The sequence below is a fragment of the Methylobacterium sp. 22177 genome (assembly GCF_052045615.1).
GTDB classification, from domain to species: domain Bacteria; phylum Pseudomonadota; class Alphaproteobacteria; order Rhizobiales; family Beijerinckiaceae; genus Methylobacterium; species Methylobacterium radiotolerans.
In genome coordinates, this window is sequence record NZ_JBQEPK010000010.1 from 23120 (window position 1) to 42631 (window position 19512).

Below are 19512 nucleotides of genomic sequence, written 5' to 3' on the forward strand. Positions count from 1 at the left end.
CGGGCTCAGCCCTGGCCCAGGGCCGCGAGGATCCGCGCCCAGGAGCGCGTGCCCTTGTGGAAGCTCGTCAGGTCGTACTTCTCGTTGGGCGAGTGGATCCGGTCGTCGTCGAGCCCGAAGCCGATCAGCAGGGTGTCGCGCCCCAGGATCCGCTTGAAGTCGCCGACGATCGGGATCGAGCCGCCCGCGCCGACGGTGACCGCGGGCACCCCCCACTCGTCCTGCAGCGCCGCCTTGGCGGCCCCGAGCTGCGGCATGTCGAAGGGCAGGCTGATCGCCCGCGAGCCCTTGTAGGTGATGACCTCGACCTGGCAGTCCGCCGGCACCCGCGCGCGCACGAAGGCCTCGAAGCTCTCGGCGAGCCGCTTCGGGTCCTGGTCGTCCACGAGGCGGAACGAGACCTTGGCGGAGGCGGTGGAGGCGATCACCGTCTTGGTGCCCTCGCCGGTATAGCCGCCGACGATGCCGTTGGCGTCGCAGGAGGGGCGCGACTGCACCAGCTCGATCGGCATCCGGCCGCGCTCGCCCGCGGGCTCCTTGAGGCCGATCGGCCCGAGCAGCGTCTCCGGCGTCAGGCCGAGGCCGCGCCACTGCTCCAGGACCTCGGGCGGGCGCTCGTGCACGCCCTCGTAGAAGCCCGGGATCGTCACCCGCCCGTCCGCGTCGTGCAGGTCGGCGATGATCTTCGACAGAACGTGGATCGGGTTGCGCGCCGCGCCGCCGAAGAAGCCCGAATGCAGGTCGCGGTCGGCGCAGGTGACCTTCACCTCGAAATAGGCGAGGCCGCGCAGCGACGAGGTGATGGCCGGGGTCTTCCGGTCCCACATGCCGGTGTCGCAGACGAGGACCACGTCGCAGCCGAGTCTCTCGCGGTTGGCCGCGACCCACTCGGGAAGTCCCTGCGAGCCGCTCTCCTCGGCGCCCTCGATCAATATCGTGACGCCGCAGGGCAGCTCGCCGGTCATGGCGATGGTGGCCCGGCAGGCCTCCACGAAGGTCATCACCTGACCCTTGTCGTCGGAGGCGCCGCGCCCGACGATCGTCTTGCCGCCCCGGCCGTCCTCGGCGATGCGCGGCTCGAAGGGCGGCGTCGTCCAGAGATCGAGCGGGTCGACGGGCTGCACGTCGTAATGGCCGTAGAACAGGACGTGGGGCGCACCGGGCTTCGGTTTGTGCGCCAGCACGACCGGATGGAGCGAGGTCTCCTCCACGGAGGTCTCGAAGCCGAGCGCGGTCAGGTCCTGGGCGAGCCAGGCGGCGGCCTCGCGGCACGGGCCGGCATAGGCGGGATCGGTGGAGATCGACGGGATCCGCAGGAAGGCGAACAGCCGCTCCAGGGCGTTCTCCAGGTCCGTGTCGATGTCGTTGAGGATCGCGTCGAGCGCGGCCATCGGGGGGCTCCGGGGTACGGCGTGGACTCTGCGAGAACTCTGCGGGAATTCCGCGCGCACGAGGGTTAGCCGAGGCGGGGCCGCGGCGGCAACGTCGGACGGTGCGGCGGACGGACTTCTGGCCGCCGGCGCGCCGCCATCGCTCACGGGTTGAGAGCGCGCGCCGGAACAGGCGCAGATTGGAATGGTTATCGACCGAAAGCTCAGGCCGACGCCCGCCCGTCTCTCCCGGCTGCCGCTTCGGCCGATCCGTTCCCGCCCGGCTCCGGCCGGCCCAGCCCGTGGACGACATCATGCGACTCGAGACCCAGCCGCCGGTGTCGGCGGACACGCCGATCGGCATCACGCTGACGATCAACGGGCAACGGCGCGAACTCCGGGTCGCGCCGTGGACCACCCTCCTCGACCTGCTGCGCGAGCGGCTCGACCTCACCGGCACCAAGAAGGGTTGCGACCACGGCCAGTGCGGCGCCTGCACGGTGCTGGTGAACGGCACCCGGGTGAATTCCTGCCTGACGCTGGCGGTGATGAAGGACGGCGCCGAGATCACGACCGTCGAGGGGCTCGCCGCCCTCGGCGACCGGGCGGGCAGCAATGCCCTTCACCCGATCCAGGAGGCGTTCATCGAGCACGACGCCTTCCAGTGCGGCTACTGCACGCCGGGCCAGCTCTGCTCGTCGGTCGGCCTGATGAACGAGGGCCACGCCCATACAAGGGACGAGATCCGCGAGGCGATGAGCGGCAACATCTGCCGCTGCGGCGCCTACACCAACATCGTCGACGCCATCGAGGACGTCATGCAGGGAGGCGCCCGATGAACCGCTTCGACTACGTCCGCGCCGGCACGGTGGCGGAGGCGGTGCAGGCCTTCGGGGCCGGCGCGCGCTTCATCGCCGGCGGCACCAACCTGATCGACCTGATGAAGTACGAGGTCGAGAAGCCGGGCCGGCTGATCGACATCACCCAGCTGCCCCTCGACCGGATCGAGGCGCACGGGGACGGTCTCCGGATCGGGGCGCTCGTGACCAACGCCAAGGTGGCGTACGACGATCAGGTCGCGGCCCGCTACCCGCTCCTGCGCAACGCCATCCTGGCCGGCGCCTCGGCGCAGCTGCGCAACGCCGCCTCCACGGGCGGCAACCTGCTTCAGCGGACCCGCTGCTACTATTTCTACGACGTGGCCACGCCCTGCAACAAGCGCGCGCCGGGCTCCGGCTGCCCGGCGATCGGCGGGATGAACCGCATCCACGCGATCTTCGGGACGAGCGAGCACTGCATCGCCACCCACCCCTCCGACATGTGCATCGCGCTGGCCGCCCTGGAGGCCACCGTGCGGGTGAGCGGGCCGCAGGGCGACCGGTCGATCCCGTTCTCCGAGTTCCACCGCCTGCCGGGGGACTCTCCTGAGACGGACACGAACCTCGCCCCCGGCGAGATCATCGTGTCGGTCGACCTGCCGGAGAGCCGCTTCCCGCAGCACTACACCTACCTGAAGCTGCGCGACCGGCTGTCCTACGCCTTCGCGCTGGTCTCGGTGGCGGCGGCCCTGGAGCTCGACGGCGACCGGGTGAAGACCGCCCGGCTGGCGCTCGGCGGCGTCGCCCACAAGCCCTGGCGCAACCGCGAGGCCGAGGCCCTGCTGGAGGGCAAGCCCGCGACCCGCGAGAGCTTCCAGGCGGCGGCCGACCTGATCGTCGCGGAGGCCAAGCCCCAGTCGGAGAACGGCTTCAAGATCGATCTCGCCCGGCGGGCCATCGTGCGCGGCCTCGAGCAGGCCGCCGCCGGCACGCCCCAGTCGCTCAGCGACAAGCGCATCCAGTAGGGCCCGCCATGACCCACACCTCCAGCCCCCAGACCTTCAGCTCCACCGGCCGCGACACCTTCGTCGGCAGCCCGTGCAGCCGCATCGACGGGCCCGCCAAGGTCACCGGCCTCGCCAAGTACGCGGGCGAGTTCGCCGCGCCCGACCTCGCCTACGGCTTCGTGGTGTCGAGTTCGATCGCCAAGGGCCGGATCACCGGCATCGACTCCGCCGAGGCCGAGGCGGTGCCGGGCGTCCTCACGGTGCTCACCCACGAGAACCGGCCGCGCACCGCGTGGCGGGACAAGAACTTCCAGGACCAGGTGGCGCCCCCCGGCTCGCCGTTCCGCGCCCTCTACGACGACCTGATCGTGTTCAGCGGTCAGCCGGTCGCCCTGGTGGTGGCGGAGGATTTCGAGACGGCGCGCTACGCCGCGTCCCTCGTCCGCGTGAGCTACGCGATGGAGGAGCCCGGGACCGACCTGGAGGCCCTGCGCGGCACCGCCTACGACCCGCCCTACAAGCGCACGGGCATCAAGCCGCCGCCGGAGCCCTGGGGCGACGCCGACACGGCGTTCGGCAGCGCGCCGGTCCGCGTGCAGGGCGCCTACAGCCTCGCCGACGAGCACCACAACCCGATGGAGCCGCACGCCTCCACCGTGGTGGTCGAGCAGGACGGCACCTACACGGTCTACGACAAGATCCAGGGCGTCTCGAACAGCCACCAGTACCTCACCAACGTCTTCGGCCTGAAGCCCGATCAGGTGCGGGTGCTCAACCCCTATCTCGGCGGCGGCTTCGGCTCGGGCCTGCGCCCGCAGTACCAGCTGTTCCTGGCGATGCTGGCCGCCCAGGAGCTGAAGCGCTCCGTGCGCGTGACCCTGACCCGCGACCAGTTGTGGAGCTTCACCTACCGGTCCGAGGCGCTGCAGACGATCGCGCTCGGTGCCGCGCCGGACGGGACGCTGACGGCCCTCCGCCACGACGCGGTCCAGGGCACCTCGCAGTACGAGGATTACCAGGAGGTCGTCGTCAACTGGTCGGGTGTCCTCTACCGGTGCGACAACGTCGCCCTCGGCTACCGGCTGGTGAAGCTCGACACGCCGACGCCCGGCGACATGCGCGCGCCCGGCGCGGTGACCGGCGTCTTCGCGATCGAGACCGCGATGGACGAACTCGCCTACGCGACCGGGCTCGACCCGATCGACCTGCGGCTGAAGAACTACGCCGAGTCCGACGCCACCGCCGAGGGCAGGCCGTTCGGCTCGAAGGAGCTGAAGAGCTGCTTCCGGCAGGGCGCCGAGCGGTTCGGCTGGGCGAGGCGCAGCCCCGAGCCCCGCTCCATGCGCGACGGCCGGGAACTCGTCGGCTGGGGGGTGGCCACCGGCATCTGGGAATCGATGATGATGCAGTCGAGCGCCATCGCGACCCTGACGCCGGACGGCCGCCTGACCGTCGGCAACTCCACCGGCGACATCGGCACCGGCACCTACACGATCCTGACGCAGATCGCGGCCGACACGCTCGGCCTGCCGATGGACGCGGTGACGACCAAGCTCGGCGACACCCGCCTGCCGGAGGCCCCGGTCGCCGGCGGCTCGTGGACCGCCGCCTCCTCGGGCACCGCCGTGATGAAGGCCTGCCGCAACGTCGGCGCGCAGGTGTTCAAGCTCGCCCGCGCCATGGAGAACTCGCCGCTCGCCAACGTCGACTTCGACCGGGCCGTGTTCGCGGACGGCCGCATCGCGGTCGCGGGCGACCCGGGCCGCAGCGTCGCGCTGGTGGATGTCCTGCAGGCGGCCGGCGTCGACAAGGTCGAGGCCGTCGAGGAGGCCGGGCCCGACAAGGACTTCAATCAGAAATACGAAGCCTACACCCACTCGGCGATCTTCGCCGAGGTGAAGGTCGACGAGGAGCTGGGCCAAGTCCGGGTCACCCGCATCGTCTCGGCGATCGCGGCCGGCAAGGTGCTGAACCCGAAGACGGCGCGCAGCCAGATCCTCGGCGGCGTGGTGATGGGGATCGGCTCGGCGCTCGAGGAGGAGTCGATGCTCGACCACCGCATCGGCCGGTTCATGAACCACAATCTCGGCGAGTACCACGTGCCCGTCCACGCCGACATCTACGACATCGACGTGATCTTCGTGGAGGAGGAGGACAAGGCGAACCCGCTGGGCGTGAAGGGGCTCGGCGAGATCGGCATCGTCGGCACCGCGGCGGCGATCGCCAACGCGGTCTTCCACGCCACCGGCAGGCGGGTGCGCGACCTGCCGATCACCGTCGACAAGCTCCTGTGAGCGGCGAATGTTTCACAGGAAACATTGACGGTTCGGCAAGGAGTCGGACGCGGGCGCGCCGCCGCGCTGAATCGCTCCGCGCGCGAGGACGGTGATGCGCCCGCGCGCTGCCCTGAGAACCGACACGGGATCGCGGTGAGCCCCCTGCTGGAATCCTGGCGCTTCTGGGCGCTCGCCGCCGCCGGCTTCGCGGCGCTGACCGCGATCCTCGCCAAGGTCGGGGTCGCGGGCGTGCCGTCGGACGTCGCGACCTTCGTGCGCACCGCGGTCATCCTGGTCTTCGCGGGCGCGATCGTGATCGTCTCCGGGCAGGCGGGCGGCCTCGCGCAGGTCACCGGCCGGAGCCTCGCCTTCCTCATCCTGTCGGGGCTCGCCACCGGGGCGTCGTGGCTCTGCTACTTCCGCGCCCTGTCGCTGGGCGACGCCGCCCGCGTCGCGCCGCTCGACAAGCTCAGCGTCGTGCTGGTGGCGATCCTCGGCGCCACCCTGCTCGGCGAGACCCTCAGCCTCGCCGCCTGGGCCGGGGTCGCGCTGATCGCGGCGGGCGCGGCCCTCGTCGCCTCCGGACTGTGAGATCATGCGCGCTGGCGCACCGATCCCTTAACGCGATGCGCGCATCCTGCGGTTGCCTCGCGAAAGGGGACCGTCATGGAATGGGTTTATCGCGGCTTCGAGACCTCGCTTCTCGGTCTCGCCCTCTGTCTCGGGCTCGGCGCCTGCCTGACACTCGGCACCGGGCTCGGCACCGGACATGCACCGGCCGGAACGCTCTCCGTCACCCTGCCGATGCTCACGGTGACCGCCCCCGCGCCCTGAGGCGCGGGACCGGTCCGCGGCGGTGTCAGGCGGCGCCCTGCACGGCGCGGAACATGAAGCTCCGCGCCTCGGCGTCCATCTCCGCCTTGAAGGCGTGGCGGCCCTTCAGCGCCTCGGCGGCCTGGGCGGCCGGCCGCGCGTTGAGCGCGTCGAGGTGGCGCTTGACGTTGGGCAGGTCCCCGAAGGCGCCCTCGCCGAGGATGAAGGGCACCATCCGGGCCCAGCCCCAGACCGCCATGTCGACGATCGTGTAGGTGTCGCCCAGCACGTAGGTGCGGTCGGCGAGGCGCTGGTCGAGGATGCCCCAGTGCCGGCGCGCCTCGAAGGTGTAGCGCTCGGTGGCGTAGGCACCCCCGTCCTGCGCGAAGTGGCGGAAATGCACGCACTGGCCGGAGAACGGCCCGATGCCGGTCGCCACGAACATCAGCCAGGACAGCATCTCGCCGCGGACGGGCTCGCCCTCCGGCAGGAACCGGCCGGTCTTGCCCGCCAGGTACATCAGGATCGCGTTCGAATCGAACACGGTCACGTCGCCGTCGACGATCGCCGGCACCTTCCCGTTCGGATTGACGGCCGTGTAGGCCGGATCGAACTGCTCGCCCTTGCGGGTATCGACCGGCACCGGCTCGTAGGGCAGCCCCATCTCCTCGAGGCAGAGGGCGACCTTCATGGGGTTGGGGCTGAGATTGTAGAAGAATCGAATCACCGCGCTCTCCCTGAACGACGCGGGCAGGATGTCCGGGCCCCGCGCCGGCACAAGGCGCGGGCGCGCAGGGCGGCTATTCCACGACGATCTTGTAGCCGCGTCCCGGCACCAGCGCGGCGCCCCGCTCCAGCCCGTTGAGGACGAGGAACCGGTCGAGCGACCGGTCGGGCACCGCCATGCGGCGGGCGAGGTCCTCGGCGCTGGGCGAGGCGGCCTGGACCACCTGCAGCCGCAGGGGGCGCAGGACCGCCTCGTCGGGCGCGACCGCGACCAGGGTCGCGGTCCAGCGGCGGAAGGCCGGGTCGGGGTCGGTGGCGCCCTTGGCGGCCATGATCATCCGGTAGGTCGAGTCCCCGATCCGGATGGCCGCGAGGCGGAAGGTCCACTCCTTCCCCCGCGACAGCGCGAAGGCCGCCGGGTGGCCGGCGACGTCCCGGGTCTCGAAGCCGGCCGGGTCGAAGGCGTCGTTCCAGCTCGCCTTGAGCACCGCCTCGAGGGGCTGGCCGTCCTTCGCCTCGATCTGATCGAACAGCAGGCGCCGGCCGCCGTCCTGGGTGGTGCCGAGCACTGCCGAGCGGGTGTTCTCCAGGGTGAAGCCCTCCGGCACCTCGAAGGCGATGCCGAGGCCGGGATGGATGAAGCGGTGCCCGCGCACCGCGCCGTCGCGCGGGTTGTCGCCGTAGGCGAGCCCGTCCACCGCCGCGAGGTAGGCGGCGCGGTCGTCGGTGCCGATGCCCGGCGCGCCGATGCGGCGGGCCGCCCGGGTGACCTGATTGATGCGCTCGGCCGTGCCCGGGTGGGTCGCCAGCATGTCGGGCGCGCCGGCGCTGCCGGACTTCAGCCCCGTCGAGCGGTTGAGCGCGGCGAGGAAGCGCCCGGCCGCGAACGGATCGTAGCCGGCCTTGGCGAGAGTGCGCACGCCGGTGGCGTCGGCCTCCAGCTCCTGCTCGCGGGAGAACCGGGCGAGCGCGAAGCGCGACTGGCTCTGCAGCTGCGCGCCGGTATCGGGGTCGTTCAGCACGTCGGCCACGACGCGGCTGACGAGCGCCGAGCGCAGCTCGAGCTCGCTGCGGGCGGTGGCGTGGTTGAGGGTCACGTGGGCCATCTCGTGCGCCAGCACGGCCGCCACCTCGGAGGTGTCGCTCGCCAGGGCCACGAGGCCGCGGGTGACGTAGAGCCGCCCGTTCGGCAGCGCGAAGGCGTTGACCACCGGCGAGTCGAGGAGCGTCACCGTGTAGGCCTGGTCGGGCCGGTCGCTCGCCTTCACGAGGCGGTCGGTCACCTCGGTCAGCATCCGCGTGACGTTGGGGGCCCGGGCCTCGCCCCCGAAGGAGGCCACGAGCTTGAGGTGGTCGGCATCCGCGGCGCGCTCGCGGCCGGTGGTGCGCGGCGCCTCCGCGGGCACCCGCACCACGGCCGGCCGCACGGTCGCCTCGGTCTGGTCGGCGACGCAGGCGCCGAGCAGCAGGGCGAGGCCGCCCAGCGCCGCCGCGCCGAGGGCGCGCCGGCCCGCCGCGCGGGTCCGCCCCGCGATGATGTGCCCCGTGATCCCGCCCATCGCGATCAGCGCCGCAATCCCCGTTCCCCCTCCGGATCGGCCTCCGGCCGGTCCGTCTCCCCGAGCGTCTCGAGCCCGTCGAGGGCGACCTCCAGGGTCGGGCCGCGCCGGACCTCCAGGAGGCCGCGCACCCGCACGCGCCGGCCTTCGAGCGAGGCCGCACTCAAACCACGGGCGCGCATCATTCGCCAAGTGCGTTTCGATACCGTCACCGTGAGGCCGTCCGTGCCGCGGGCCGCGAAATCGAGATAGGTGCGCGCGCCGCGCTCGCCGACGTGGCGGATCCGGCCCTCCGCGACGACGAAGCGCCCGGCCCGCGCCCGGAGCGCCGGACCGTCCCGCGCCGCCGGGAGCGCGACGCTCCAGAGACCGAGTCCGCGCGCTCGGGCGGCCGCCTCCACGAGGCGCAGGCCGGGCCGGCAGAGCGAATCGGCCTCGTTCGCGTCCGCGTAGGCGAGCCCGGCCGCGATGAGGCCGCCCGCGAAGTCCGCGTCGTCCTCCGCGGCCAGGAGATCGGCCCGCACGCGATCCCACCGGTCGGGCTGCCCGCGGGGAACCACCGTGACCCGGGCGCCCCGCCGGGCCTCGAGCCAGGCCAGCGCCGCGGCTTCGGCCTCCGGCGCGTCCGGCCAGCGCAGCGAGTCCAACACCGCGCGGAGGCCCGAGACCAGGCGGATCTCGCCCCGGGGCCCGATCCCGGCCACGACCTCGTCGCGCGCCGGCCCGGTCGCGCAGTCGGACGGGCCGGCCCCCGGCGCGGCGCGTGCCGGACGAATCGGCACCGCGGCGAGCGACGCCGCCATCAGGGCCGCCAGCGAGGCTGCCAGCATGACCGCCGCGCTCCCGCGCATCGATTCCCCCGAGATCGCAGGCCCCGACACCGCGCCTCTCCACCGGGCGCGGTTGGCCTCGGCCGGCGAGAATGCTATGGAGCGCGCGGTCGTCTCCGTAGCTCAGCTGGACAGAGCACAGGTTTCCTAGAAGCTTCAATTGGGCGTCGCGCCGGGAAACCGCGCGGCGGATCCGCTCAAAGTCGGGGAAAGCTTCCGGCATCGACGCGCCGCCGTCCGATGCTCTGCCGATCCCGAGCCAAGCCCGCGCGGCGCCCCGGCGTTCTGCGGGAAGGTGTAGAGACTAGACGGGCGGCACCTAACGGTCGGATGCAATCCGGCCCACGGTGAAGGGATAGTCCAGGCCACGAACGCGGACCTTCGGGACGCGGCGGCGAAAGCCGAAGTGGTATGAAACCTGGGGTCGCAGGTTCGAGCCCTGCCGGGGACACCAAGTTGTCTCGTCTCGCAGATCTCGCGGTTGCAGAGCCGTGAGCAAATCGTCCACCACGTCGGGCGCCTGCCGGTGACAAGTACCGAGGGCCGCGCTAAGCTTTGCCGCCAGGATTCATGGCGGGGGGTGGACGAGCACTTCATGGCGGGCCAGAAGACCGATCAGCGCGACGTCTATGTCGGGCAACGCATCGCCGAGCAGCGCCGGAAGGCATCGCTCACACAGCGCCGCGTCGCGCAGAGCTTCGGTATGTCTGCAGCTCAGCTCCAGAAATACGAGAAGGGTACCAACCGGATCAGCGCCGTCCATCTCGATATCTTCTCGCGGATGACCGGCGTGCCGATGGATTACTTCTTCAAAGGAATGCCCCGGAACGATGACTTCATCGCGCCGGGCTTCAGCGAGCGCGAGCAGTCCACCCTGTCGGAAGCCGGGTTGAAGGGGTTGGCGGAAGTCGTGGGCCGCCACATCACCGAGAACTTCTCCGAGGAGGCGCGCCGCGACGTGGCCGACGCGATCCGGGCGCTCGAGAGCAAGCTCGGCGGCTGAGCCGGCGGCGATCCCCGCGGGCCGGTTCGATCGTTCTTCCGGTCGCTTCGTCCGTTATAGCGGATCCGTTCGTTCCTCCATCTTGACCGCCTCCCGGTCGGGTGCGAGAACCCCGGCCCCATGAAGGGTCAAACGCCGCGATCGCGACGGCGTACCTCTGCAGCCGAGGCCGTCCGATGCCGCGTTCCAACTACCTGTTCACCAGCGAGTCCGTGTCCGAGGGGCACCCCGACAAGGTCTGCGACAGGATCTCGGACACCGTGGTCGACGCCTACCTCGCGGCGATGCCGGAGGCGCGGCTCGGCGTCGAGACGCTCGCCACGACCAACCGCATCGTCATCGCCGGCGAGGTGCGCGGACCCGATTCGGTGACCTTCAAGGACCTCGAGGCCCTGACCCGCGAGGCCGTGAAGGACATCGGCTACGAGCAGTCGGGCTTCCACTGGAAGAACAACGACGTCGCGATCCACCTGCACGCCCAGTCGGCCGACATCGCCCAGGGCGTGGACGCGGCCGGCAACAAGGACGAGGGCGCGGGCGACCAGGGTATCATGTTCGGCTACGCCGCCGACGAGACGCCCGAGTTGATGCCGGCGCCGATCTTCTACGCCCACAAGATCCTCAAGGACCTCGCCGACGCCCGCAAGGCGAGGCAGGGCGATGCCGCCAAGCTCGGGCCCGACGCCAAGAGCCAGGTCACGGTCCGCTACGAGAACGGCCGCCCGGTCGAGGTCACCCAGATCGTGCTGTCGACCCAGCACCTCGACGAGTCCCTCGACTCCGCGGACGTCCGCGCCATCGTCGAGCCCTACATCCTGAAGGCGCTGCCGCAGGGCTGGGTCAACGAGGGCACGGTCTGGCACGTGAACCCGACCGGCAAGTTCGTGATCGGCGGCCCGGACGGCGATGCCGGCCTCACCGGCCGCAAGATCATCGTCGACACCTACGGCGGCGCGGCCCCGCACGGCGGCGGCGCGTTCTCCGGCAAGGACCCGACGAAGGTCGACCGCTCGGCGGCCTACGCGGCGCGCTACCTCGCCAAGAACGTGGTGGCCGCGGGCCTCGCCAGCCGCGCCACGATCCAGCTCGCCTACGCGATCGGCGTCTCGAAGCCGCTCTCGATCTACGTGGACCTGCACGGCACCGGCACGGTCGACGAGGCCAAGCTCGAGGCCGTGCTGATGGACGCCATGGACCTGTCGCCCCGCGGCATCCGTACGGCGCTCAGCCTGAACAAGCCGATCTACGCGCGCACCTCGGCCTACGGCCATTTCGGCCGCGCCCCCGAGGCCGACGGCGGCTTCTCGTGGGAGCGCACCGACCTCGCCGGCAAGCTGAAGTCGGCGCTGGCCTGAGGGCGGCCTCCGCGCGGCCCCGGGCCGAGGCGCGGGCCGGAGATCGGCGGCGCGCCGGGGCGACGTGAACGCGGGGCGGGCGGTGCGCTGAGCGCCGCCCGGTTCCGCTCCGGAAACCAGCGGCGCCCGCGATCCGGCATCCGGCGCTGGGCGCCGCGGCGCGTCCGACGCGATGGCGCCCGCGCGCGGGTGCCGCGCGTGCGCATCAGGTCGCGGCGCGTCGGGCGCGGTGTCCCGGTTGGCGTCCCGCCGACGCTCCGCGTGGCCCGCCGGGACGCGGGCCGCGTCGCATCTCCGAGGTAGACTGAGCCGGTGGACACCGACACCCCTGGACGCCCCGAGCACCCGGCCGAGGAGCCGGAGCGCGCCTTCTTCGGGCGGCGCAAGGGCAAGCGCCTGCGCGGCCAGCAGGAGCGCCGGCTCGCCGAATTGCTGCCGGCCCTGCGGGTCGACCTGCCGCCGGGCGAGGCGATCCTCGATCCGCGCGCGCTGTTCCCGGCCATGCCGGGGCCGCCCGAGGCGCTCTGGCTGGAGATCGGCTTCGGCGGCGGCGAGCACCTCGCCGCCCAGGCGGCCGCGCGGCCGGATATCGGCATCATCGGTGCCGAGCCCTTCGTCAACGGCGTGGTCAAGCTGCTGGCGGCCGTCGAGGCGCAGGGGCTGCGCAACGTCCGCATCCGCGACGAGGACGTGACCGCCCTGCTGGCGCGCCTGCCGGATGCCTGCCTCGACCGGGTCTACCTGCTCTATCCCGATCCCTGGCCCAAGCGGCGGCAGCGCAAGCGCCGGTTCGTCTCCGACGCCTCCCTCGCCGAGATCGGCCGGGTCCTGAAGGACGGGGGCCTGTTCCGCTTCGCCAGCGACATCGACGACTATGCCGGCTGGACGCTGGTCCGGGCCGCGCGGTGCCCGGTCCTCGCCTGGACGGCGCGGGACGCGCGGGACTGGACGCGGCCTTTCCCGGGCTGGCCCGGCACGCGCTACGAGGCCAAGGCGCTGGAAGCGGGCCGCCGGCCGACCTACCTGGAATTCGTCCGCCGCCCCCGGTGACGGCCCGCGCGGGCGGGTCGCGCGGGTGCCCGGTCGCCGCAGGCGGAGCGGAACGCCTTGCCACGGTCACGCTCGGGCGCCATCCTCAGGGCTCGCCGCGGTCCCGGATCGTGGCGGGAGGGGGCCATCTCCGGCGGGAGCGTGCCACGGCACGTTCGAGGATTCTTCCGAGTGAATGAGAGGGTGGGGCAGGACCCGGCGGCGGAGGACCCGTTTCGCGCCGGCTTCGACGAGGCCGCGATCGGCCTCGCCGTGCTGTCGGCGGACGGGGCGGGGATCGTCGCCGCCAACCGCGCCCTGCACGATCTCGTCGGCTGGCCGCCGGGCACGCTGTCCGGGCGGGCGGCCGCCGAACTCCTGAACGAGGGGCCCGACGGCCTCCGGGACGGTCTCCAGGTCTGGCGCCGGGCGGACGGGGCACCCCTCGACGTGCGGGTCCGGCGCGCGGGCCGGACCCTGGTGGTCGAGGCGGTCGACGTGGACGCGGCGGCCCATTCCGAGGCGAACCGCGAGGCCCTGGCGGCCGCCGGGCTCGGGGAATGGCGCTGGGACCGCGCGACCGGCCTCCTCACCCTGTCGCGCCGCGCCGCCCGCATCCTCGGGCGGCCGCCGGGCCGGTCCGTCTCGTGGGAGGAATTGAAGACGGGCCTGTCGCAGGCGGAACTCGCGCGCCTGCGCGCGCTGATCGCCGAGGCGGACGGGACCGACGAGCCCTATCAGTTCGACACGGCCACCACGGTGGCCGGACGGACCGTGATCCTGCGGGTCCGGGGGCAGGCCGTGCCGGGCCCCGACGGCACGCCGGCCGGTATGGTCGGCATCCTCCAGGACATCACCACGCGGGTCGAGGCCCGGGACGAGATCCTGTCCCGCGACCAGCGCCTGCGGGTCGCCACCACGGTCGCCCGGCTCGGCATCTTCGAGTGGCACATGCTCGAGGACCAGGCGATCTGGGAGAACGAGCACATGTACGAGATCTTCGGGCACGCGCCCGAGGACGGCACGATCGGCAAGAACGAGTTCCTCAACGACATCCTCCACCCCGACGACCGCCCCGCCGTCCGCCGGGCGATCTCCCAGGCGCTGCGGGAGGACGGGGATCTGCACATCAGCGGCCGGATCCGCCGCAAGTCCGACGGCGTGTGGCGCACGATCGACATGGCCGGCCGGTTCGAGCGCGACGCCCCCGGCCGCCTGCCCCGCCGCCTGATCGGCGTCGTCGCGGACGTGACCGACCGCCGGGTCGCGGAGGAGCGCCAGAGCCTGCTGATCCGCGAGCTCCACCACCGGGTGAAGAACACGCTGGCCACGGTCCAGGCCATCGTGGGCTCCACCGCGCGGACGGCGTCGAGCATCGAGAGCTTCTACGAGGCGTTCGTCGGGCGCATCAAATCCCTGGCGCACACGCACTCGGTCCTCACCGAGGACACGTGGCAGACGGCGTCGCTGGCCAACCTCCTGCGCAACGAGCTGAAGCCCTACGCGGAGGTGGCGCCGGACGGCGGCGCCGAGGGCCGCATCAGCCTCGACGGGCCGGCGATCGACCTGCCGTCCGAGATCGCGGTGCCGATCGGCATGGCGATCCACGAACTCACCACCAACGCGGCGAAGTACGGGGCCCTGTCGAACCGCACCGGCCGGGTGGCGGTGGAATGGTCCCTGGAGCCCGGGGGGCCGGCCGGGATCCTGCGGTTCTCATGGCGCGAGACCGGCGGCCCTCCGGTCGCGCCGCCGAGCCGCCAGGGCTTCGGCTCGCGCCTGCTGCAGCGCGTCCTGATCACCCAGGTCCAGGCCGAGGTGACCACCGACTACGCCCCCGGGGGCTTCTCCCTGACCATGCGGGCCCCGATCCCGCCGCGCAACGACAGCCTCAACCCCCTGGTGTGAGGCCGCGGCCGCCCTCAGGGCGGGTTCAGGCCGCGCCGCGGGTCCCGGACTCGCCGCCGCCGTCCACGAAGGCCTTCAGCTCGTCGAGGGACGCGAAGGTGAAGCGGCCCTGCGGCGTCTCCGCCTCGATCGAGCCGTCCTCGAACATCACGTAGGTGTTGCCGCCCGAGGCGTAGCGCCCCACCACGGTGCGCGGGGCGGCCTGCGGGGCCGGCTCGGGCTCGGGGGGCGTGTCGAGGCTCGGGCGCAGGGCCGGCGGCTCCTCCGCGGCGGCCTTCCCGGGCTCCTCCAGCGGGGGCGGAGGCGGCTCGGGGGCGGCGAACAGGTCGTCCTCGGGCGTGATCGCGCGCTCGGTCGGCGCGTCCGGCTCGGGCCGGCGATCCGCCTCCGGAACGCGGACGGGCGGGGCCACGGGCGCCGGCTCGGCCGGGGCCGGCTTCGGGGACTCGACCGCGCCGAGTTCCGGGAAGGGGGCGCGGGCCTCGTCCGGGCGGAGTTCCAGGCTCGGCTCGATCCGGGGCCGCTCGGGATCGAAGGACGGCTCGACCACCGAGGGCACGATGAAGGCGGGCGCCGCCGGCAGGACCGGCGGCAGCCGGGTCCGGGCCTCGTCGACGGGGGCCGGGGCCGGCGCCGCGTCGGGGGCCGGCCGCTCGCCGGCCGCCGGGGCGCGCCCGAACGCCCGCTCCACCCGCCGGAAACCGAGCGCCACGACGCCGAGGCCGAGCAGCACCGCGCCCGACGAGGCCGCGACCGAGCCCGCGATCACCATCGCGAGTCCGCTCTCCAGACGCACGTACGGGAAGCCCTGGATCACGGCGGCGCAGCCCCCGATGATCATGGCGGCGGCGAGCGCGAACAGCGCAGCGATCATGTTACTCTCTGACACGGGCCGGCTGACGGCCGGCGCTCAAGGCGTGCCGCACAGTAAGGCCTAGCCGTCATATTGCAAAACTCGGGGCCGAGATGTTCGGGAAACCGGAATAGTCCGGATCTGCGCCGGCTATGCCCGGACCGGCCGACCCGCGGATCCGCGCCCGGATCAGCGGGGCGGCGGAACTTCCCGCGCCGCCGTGGCGGAACGGCGTTGCCGTCCCGCGGCCACCGACTTACCTAGCGGGCTCTCGACTCGGGAGCCCCCGCCGGGGACGAGGCCGCCCCCTGCTAAGCGGAGATAGACGCGATGACCTTCACCCTGCCGGAACTGCCCTACGCCTACGACGCGCTGGGGCCGTACATGTCGAAGGAGACCCTCGAGTTCCACCACGACAAGCACCACAAGGCCTATGTCGACACGGGCAACAAGCTGCTTGAGGGCACGGATCTCCAGGGCAAGAGCGTCGAGGAGATCGTCAAGGCCGCCTACAACACGAATCAGCCGCTCTTCAACAACGCCGGCCAGCACTACAACCACATCCACTTCTGGCAGTGGATGAAGCCGAACGGCGGCGGCGCGATCCCCGGCGCCCTCGCCAAGAAGATCGACGAGGATCTCGGCGGCGCCGAGAAGTTCAAGGCGGACTTCATCCAGGCGGGCGTCGGCCAGTTCGGCTCGGGCTGGGCGTGGCTCGCCGTCAAGGACGGCAAGCTCGCGATCATGAAGACCCCGAACGGCGAGAACCCGCTGGTCCACGGCGCTCAGCCGATCCTCGGCGTCGACGTGTGGGAGCACTCCTACTACATCGACTACCGCAACCGCCGGCCCGACTACCTGAAGGCGTTCATCGAGAACCTCGTGAACTGGGAGCACGTGGAGAAGATGTACGCCGAGGCGACCCGCTGAGGCGTATCGCCGGTGCCGCGGTCCCTGTGTCCGCGGCACCCTTGAGGTGGCGCACGAAACCGGCTCTTGATGCGCCCGACGCCGGATGACCCGGTGCGGAAGGGTCCGGCCATTTCCTTACGATCGACACGCGCGACGCTTCGACCGTGCTCCCGCCCGCCCCCGCCGAGGGGCGAGGGGCCGGGCGAGCGCCCCGCCCGATGATCCGCTCCATCCTGTCCGTCGGCGGCTGGACCCTGGTCTCGCGCGTCACCGGCTTCGCCCGCGACGTGGTGATGGCCGCCGTCATGGGCGCCGGGCCCCTGGCCGACGCCTTCGTGGTCGCCTTCCGGCTCCCGAACCATTTCCGCGCGATCTTCGGCGAGGGCGCGTTCAACACCGCCTTCGTGCCGGCCTATGCCGGGCTCGCGGAGGCTGGCGAGCCCGGGGCGGCGCACCGCTTCGCCGACCGGGTCTTCACCCTGATGCTGATCGTGCAGCTCGTGCTGCTCAACCTCGCCCTGCCGGCCATGCCCTGGGTGGTCCACGCCCTGGCGCCGGGCTTCGCGGAGGATGGCGAGCGCTTCCAGCTCGCCGTGGCGCTGACCCGCATCACCTTCCCGTACCTGCTGTTCATGACGCTGGTGACGCTGCTGTCGGGCATCCTGAACGCCCACCGGCACTTCGCCGTGGCGGCGGGCGCCCCGGTCCTGCTCAACCTCGCCATGCTGGCGGCCTTGAGCGTGAGTTTCCTGTTCCCGAACGCGGCCTACGCCGCCGCCTGGGGCGTCGCGGTCTCGGGCGTGCTCCAGTTCGGCCTGCTGTGGTGGGGCTGCCGCCGGGTCCGCGTGATGCCGGACCTCGCGGTGCCGCGCCTCGATCCCGCGCTCAAGCGCTTCTTCGTCGTGCTCGGGCCGGCGGTGGTCGGCTCGGCCGGCTTCCAGATCGCGGCCTTCGCCGACACGATCATCGCGAGCTGGCTGCCGACCGGGGCGGTCTCGGCGCTCTACTACGCCGACCGGCTCTACCAGCTGCCCTTCGGGGTCATCGCCATCGCGGCCGGCACGGTGCTGCTGCCGGAGATGAGCCGCCGGATCGCGGCCGGCGACGTGGCGGGCGCCCACGCGGCGCAGAACCGGGCCGCGGGCTTCTCCCTGGCCCTCTCGGCGCCGTTCACCGTCGCGTTCCTGACCATCCCGGGCCTGATCATGGCGGCGCTGTTCCAGCGCGGCGCCTTCAGCGCCGAGGACACGGCGCGGGCGGCCTCGGTGCTGGCGGCCTACGGCTTCGCCCTGCCGGCGGTCGTGCTGGTGCGCAGCGCCGTGGCGAGCTTCTACGCCCGCCAGGACACCAAGACGCCGCTCTGGGCCTCGCTGACCGCGATCGGCGTCAACGTCGCCCTGAAGCTGTGGCTCACCGGCCCCTACGGCGTGACCGGCCTCGCGCTCGCCACCGCGGTCGCCCAATGGGTGAACCTGCTGCTGCTGCTCGTCCTGGCCAAGCGCCGGGACTGGACGGCGCCGGGGCGCGCGCTCGGCCTCACCGTCGCCGGGGTGGCGCTGGCCTGCCTCGGGCTGGCGGCGGTCGCCGTCTACGGCCAGGGGCTCGTCCAGGCGCTGGTGCCGGCCCTCCCGCACGGGCGCGACCTCGTCGTCCTGGCGGTGCTGGGACTCGCCGGTGCCCTGGTCTACGGCGGCCTGCTGGCGGGCCTGCTGCACCTGTTCGGCCTGCGCCTGCGCCGGGCCTGAATGACCCGGCCGGACTCGCCGCCGCGCGGGTCCGGCCCCAGATCGGGCGAGAGCACCCAGTGAGGAACGCCATGACCGACGCAGCAAAACCCCTCGCGGGCGTGAAGGCCGCGGTGTTCGACGCCTACGGCACGCTGTTCGACGTGAATGCCGCGGTCCAGCGCTACGCCGAGGCGGTGGGGCCGGACGCCGCCCACCTCTCCGAGGTCTGGCGCAACAAGCAGCTCGAGTACAGCTGGACCCTGTCGCTGATGGGCCAATACGCCGCCTTCTGGGACCTCACCGTGCGGGCCCTCGACTATGCCCTGGCGATCCACCCGAACGTCGATCCCGGCCTGCGCGAGCGGCTCCTCGACGCCTACCGCGACCTCGAGGCCTACCCGGAGGTCCCGGGCGTGCTGGCGGCCCTGCGCAAGCGCGGCATCCGCACCGCCGTCCTCACCAACGGCAACGCCGCCATGGTCGACCGGGCGGTCGCCTCGGCCGGGCTCGCCGACCACCTCGACGCGGTCCTCTCGGTGGACGACGCGCAGGTGTTCAAGACCCATCCCGACGCTTACCGGATCGCCCTGACCCGGCTGGCGGTGGGGCAGGGCGACGTGCTGTTCTGCTCGTCGAACCGCTGGGACGTGGCGGGGGCAGGGGCCTTCGGCTTCCGGACCGCCTGGGTCAACCGCAAGGGGCTGCCCGACGAGTATGCCGACCTCGCGCCCACGGTCGTGGTCGAGTCCCTCGACGGGCTGCTCTGACGGGCTGCTCTGACGGGCTGTCCGCTGAGCGTCCCCGATCCGAGACACGGCCGGCGTCGGGACGTCGCCACGGCAGCGTCTCGCCTCAGGCTGGAGCGACCGCGGGCCGCCTTATCCGGCACACAATTCAATTGGCCCACTTCGCGGATTCTTAATCCTCCCGGTGTTGGATCATCCTCAACACGAACGGGAGATGTTTCGCGTGTCCTTGAACGGTTCCTTCACGACGATCCGCGCTGGGGCCGCAGCCCTCGCGGCGACCCTGGTGCTCGGGGCGGTCGCCCCGGCCGCCGCCCGCGACCAGACCGGTGCCATCGTCGGCGGCCTCGCGGCCGGCGTCGTCGGCGGCATGGTCGGTAGCGCCCTCGTCAACGGCGCGAACCCGCCGCCCCCGCCGCCGCCGCCGGAGTACCGCCCGCGCCGCGTCGTGGTCGAGGAGCCCGAGACCATCGTGGTGCGCGAGCGCCGCGGCCCGATCTGCCACTACGAGCGCCGCAAGGAGTGGCTCGGCGACGGCGAGTTCACCTACCGCCGCGTCGAGGTCTGCGAGTAAGTCGCT

18 protein-coding genes are annotated in these 19512 nt (G+C 72.5%); 13 read left to right on the plus strand and 5 right to left on the minus strand.

What is annotated here, in order from left to right:
* Window positions 1-5: 5 nt before the first annotated feature.
* Complete coding sequence (locus tag ACTJK8_RS11895) at window positions 6-1391, minus strand: M20/M25/M40 family metallo-hydrolase (protein ID WP_058606267.1); 1386 nt, start codon at window positions 1389-1391, stop codon at window positions 6-8.
* Between the two features lie 293 nt (window positions 1392-1684).
* On the opposite strand from ACTJK8_RS11895, the gene ACTJK8_RS11900 reads away from it, so the two are divergent.
* From ACTJK8_RS11900 to ACTJK8_RS11920, 5 genes are all read left to right on the plus strand, one after another.
* Window positions 1685-2209, plus strand: a complete 525-nt coding sequence (locus ACTJK8_RS11900; RefSeq protein WP_043074612.1) for a (2Fe-2S)-binding protein — start codon at window positions 1685-1687, stop codon at window positions 2207-2209.
* Complete coding sequence (locus ACTJK8_RS11905; protein ID WP_012321404.1) at window positions 2206-3213, plus strand: FAD binding domain-containing protein; 1008 nt, start codon at window positions 2206-2208, stop codon at window positions 3211-3213. Before ACTJK8_RS11900 ends, ACTJK8_RS11905 begins: the two co-directional genes overlap by 4 nt.
* An 8-nt stretch (window positions 3214-3221) precedes the next feature.
* On the plus strand, window positions 3222-5489 hold the full coding sequence (locus tag ACTJK8_RS11910) for a xanthine dehydrogenase family protein molybdopterin-binding subunit (protein ID WP_440761963.1): 2268 nt from the start codon (window positions 3222-3224) through the stop codon (window positions 5487-5489).
* A 135-nt stretch (window positions 5490-5624) separates the two neighbouring features.
* A complete protein-coding gene (locus ACTJK8_RS11915) occupies window positions 5625-6062 on the plus strand; it encodes an EamA family transporter (protein WP_127992246.1) in 438 nt (145 codons plus the stop codon).
* A 75-nt stretch (window positions 6063-6137) separates the two neighbouring features.
* Complete coding sequence (locus ACTJK8_RS11920; protein WP_012321407.1) at window positions 6138-6305, plus strand: hypothetical protein; 168 nt, start codon at window positions 6138-6140, stop codon at window positions 6303-6305.
* Window positions 6306-6330: 25 nt separating this feature from the next.
* Here ACTJK8_RS11920 and ACTJK8_RS11925 read toward each other — a convergent pair whose 3' ends face one another.
* The 3 genes from ACTJK8_RS11925 to ACTJK8_RS11935 form a co-directional block, all read right to left on the minus strand.
* Complete coding sequence (locus ACTJK8_RS11925; protein WP_012321408.1) at window positions 6331-7011, minus strand: glutathione S-transferase family protein; 681 nt, start codon at window positions 7009-7011, stop codon at window positions 6331-6333.
* A gap of 73 nt (window positions 7012-7084) precedes the next feature.
* Window positions 7085-8569 carry a M48 family metalloprotease gene (locus tag ACTJK8_RS11930; protein WP_116656360.1) on the minus strand — a complete coding sequence of 495 codons (1485 nt, stop codon included), beginning with the start codon at window positions 8567-8569 and terminating at the stop codon, window positions 7085-7087.
* 5 nt (window positions 8570-8574) lie between these two features.
* Window positions 8575-9399, minus strand: coding sequence for a thermonuclease family protein (locus ACTJK8_RS11935; RefSeq protein WP_440761964.1), 825 nt, complete (start codon window positions 9397-9399; stop codon window positions 8575-8577).
* A 595-nt stretch (window positions 9400-9994) separates the two neighbouring features.
* Here ACTJK8_RS11935 and ACTJK8_RS11940 point away from each other — a divergent pair.
* The 4 genes from ACTJK8_RS11940 (at window position 9995) to ACTJK8_RS11955 (ending at window position 14694) form a co-directional block, all read left to right on the plus strand.
* A complete protein-coding gene (locus ACTJK8_RS11940; RefSeq protein ID WP_012321411.1) occupies window positions 9995-10402 on the plus strand; it encodes a helix-turn-helix domain-containing protein in 408 nt (135 codons plus the stop codon).
* A 176-nt stretch (window positions 10403-10578) separates the two neighbouring features.
* Window positions 10579-11757 (plus strand): methionine adenosyltransferase, encoded by a 1179-nt coding sequence (metK, locus tag ACTJK8_RS11945; protein WP_012321412.1) that lies wholly within the window; start codon window positions 10579-10581, stop codon window positions 11755-11757.
* 312 nt (window positions 11758-12069) lie between these two features.
* Window positions 12070-12807 carry a tRNA (guanine(46)-N(7))-methyltransferase TrmB gene (gene trmB, locus ACTJK8_RS11950; protein ID WP_440761965.1) on the plus strand — a complete coding sequence of 246 codons (738 nt, stop codon included), beginning with the start codon at window positions 12070-12072 and terminating at the stop codon, window positions 12805-12807.
* Between the two features lie 171 nt (window positions 12808-12978).
* A complete protein-coding gene (locus ACTJK8_RS11955; RefSeq protein WP_012321414.1) occupies window positions 12979-14694 on the plus strand; it encodes an HWE histidine kinase domain-containing protein in 1716 nt (571 codons plus the stop codon).
* 25 nt (window positions 14695-14719) lie between these two features.
* On the opposite strand, the gene ACTJK8_RS11960 is transcribed toward ACTJK8_RS11955, so the two are convergent.
* Entirely contained in the window at window positions 14720-15568 is an 849-nt protein-coding gene (locus ACTJK8_RS11960; protein WP_012321415.1) for a hypothetical protein, read from the minus strand.
* A 309-nt stretch (window positions 15569-15877) separates the two neighbouring features.
* Between ACTJK8_RS11960 and ACTJK8_RS11965 the strand changes: the two genes are divergently transcribed.
* From ACTJK8_RS11965 to ACTJK8_RS11980, 4 genes are all read left to right on the plus strand, one after another.
* Entirely contained in the window at window positions 15878-16477 is a 600-nt protein-coding gene (locus ACTJK8_RS11965) for a superoxide dismutase (RefSeq protein ID WP_012321416.1), read from the plus strand.
* Between the two features lie 200 nt (window positions 16478-16677).
* Window positions 16678-18204: a murein biosynthesis integral membrane protein MurJ gene (gene murJ, locus ACTJK8_RS11970; RefSeq protein WP_012321417.1), complete on the plus strand. Its 1527-nt coding sequence runs from the start codon at window positions 16678-16680 to the stop codon at window positions 18202-18204.
* 71 nt (window positions 18205-18275) lie between these two features.
* Window positions 18276-18953 carry a haloacid dehalogenase type II gene (locus tag ACTJK8_RS11975; RefSeq protein WP_053621375.1) on the plus strand — a complete coding sequence of 226 codons (678 nt, stop codon included), beginning with the start codon at window positions 18276-18278 and terminating at the stop codon, window positions 18951-18953.
* A 193-nt stretch (window positions 18954-19146) separates the two neighbouring features.
* Complete coding sequence (locus tag ACTJK8_RS11980; RefSeq protein WP_046154864.1) at window positions 19147-19506, plus strand: hypothetical protein; 360 nt, start codon at window positions 19147-19149, stop codon at window positions 19504-19506.
* Window positions 19507-19512 lie beyond the last annotated feature (6 nt).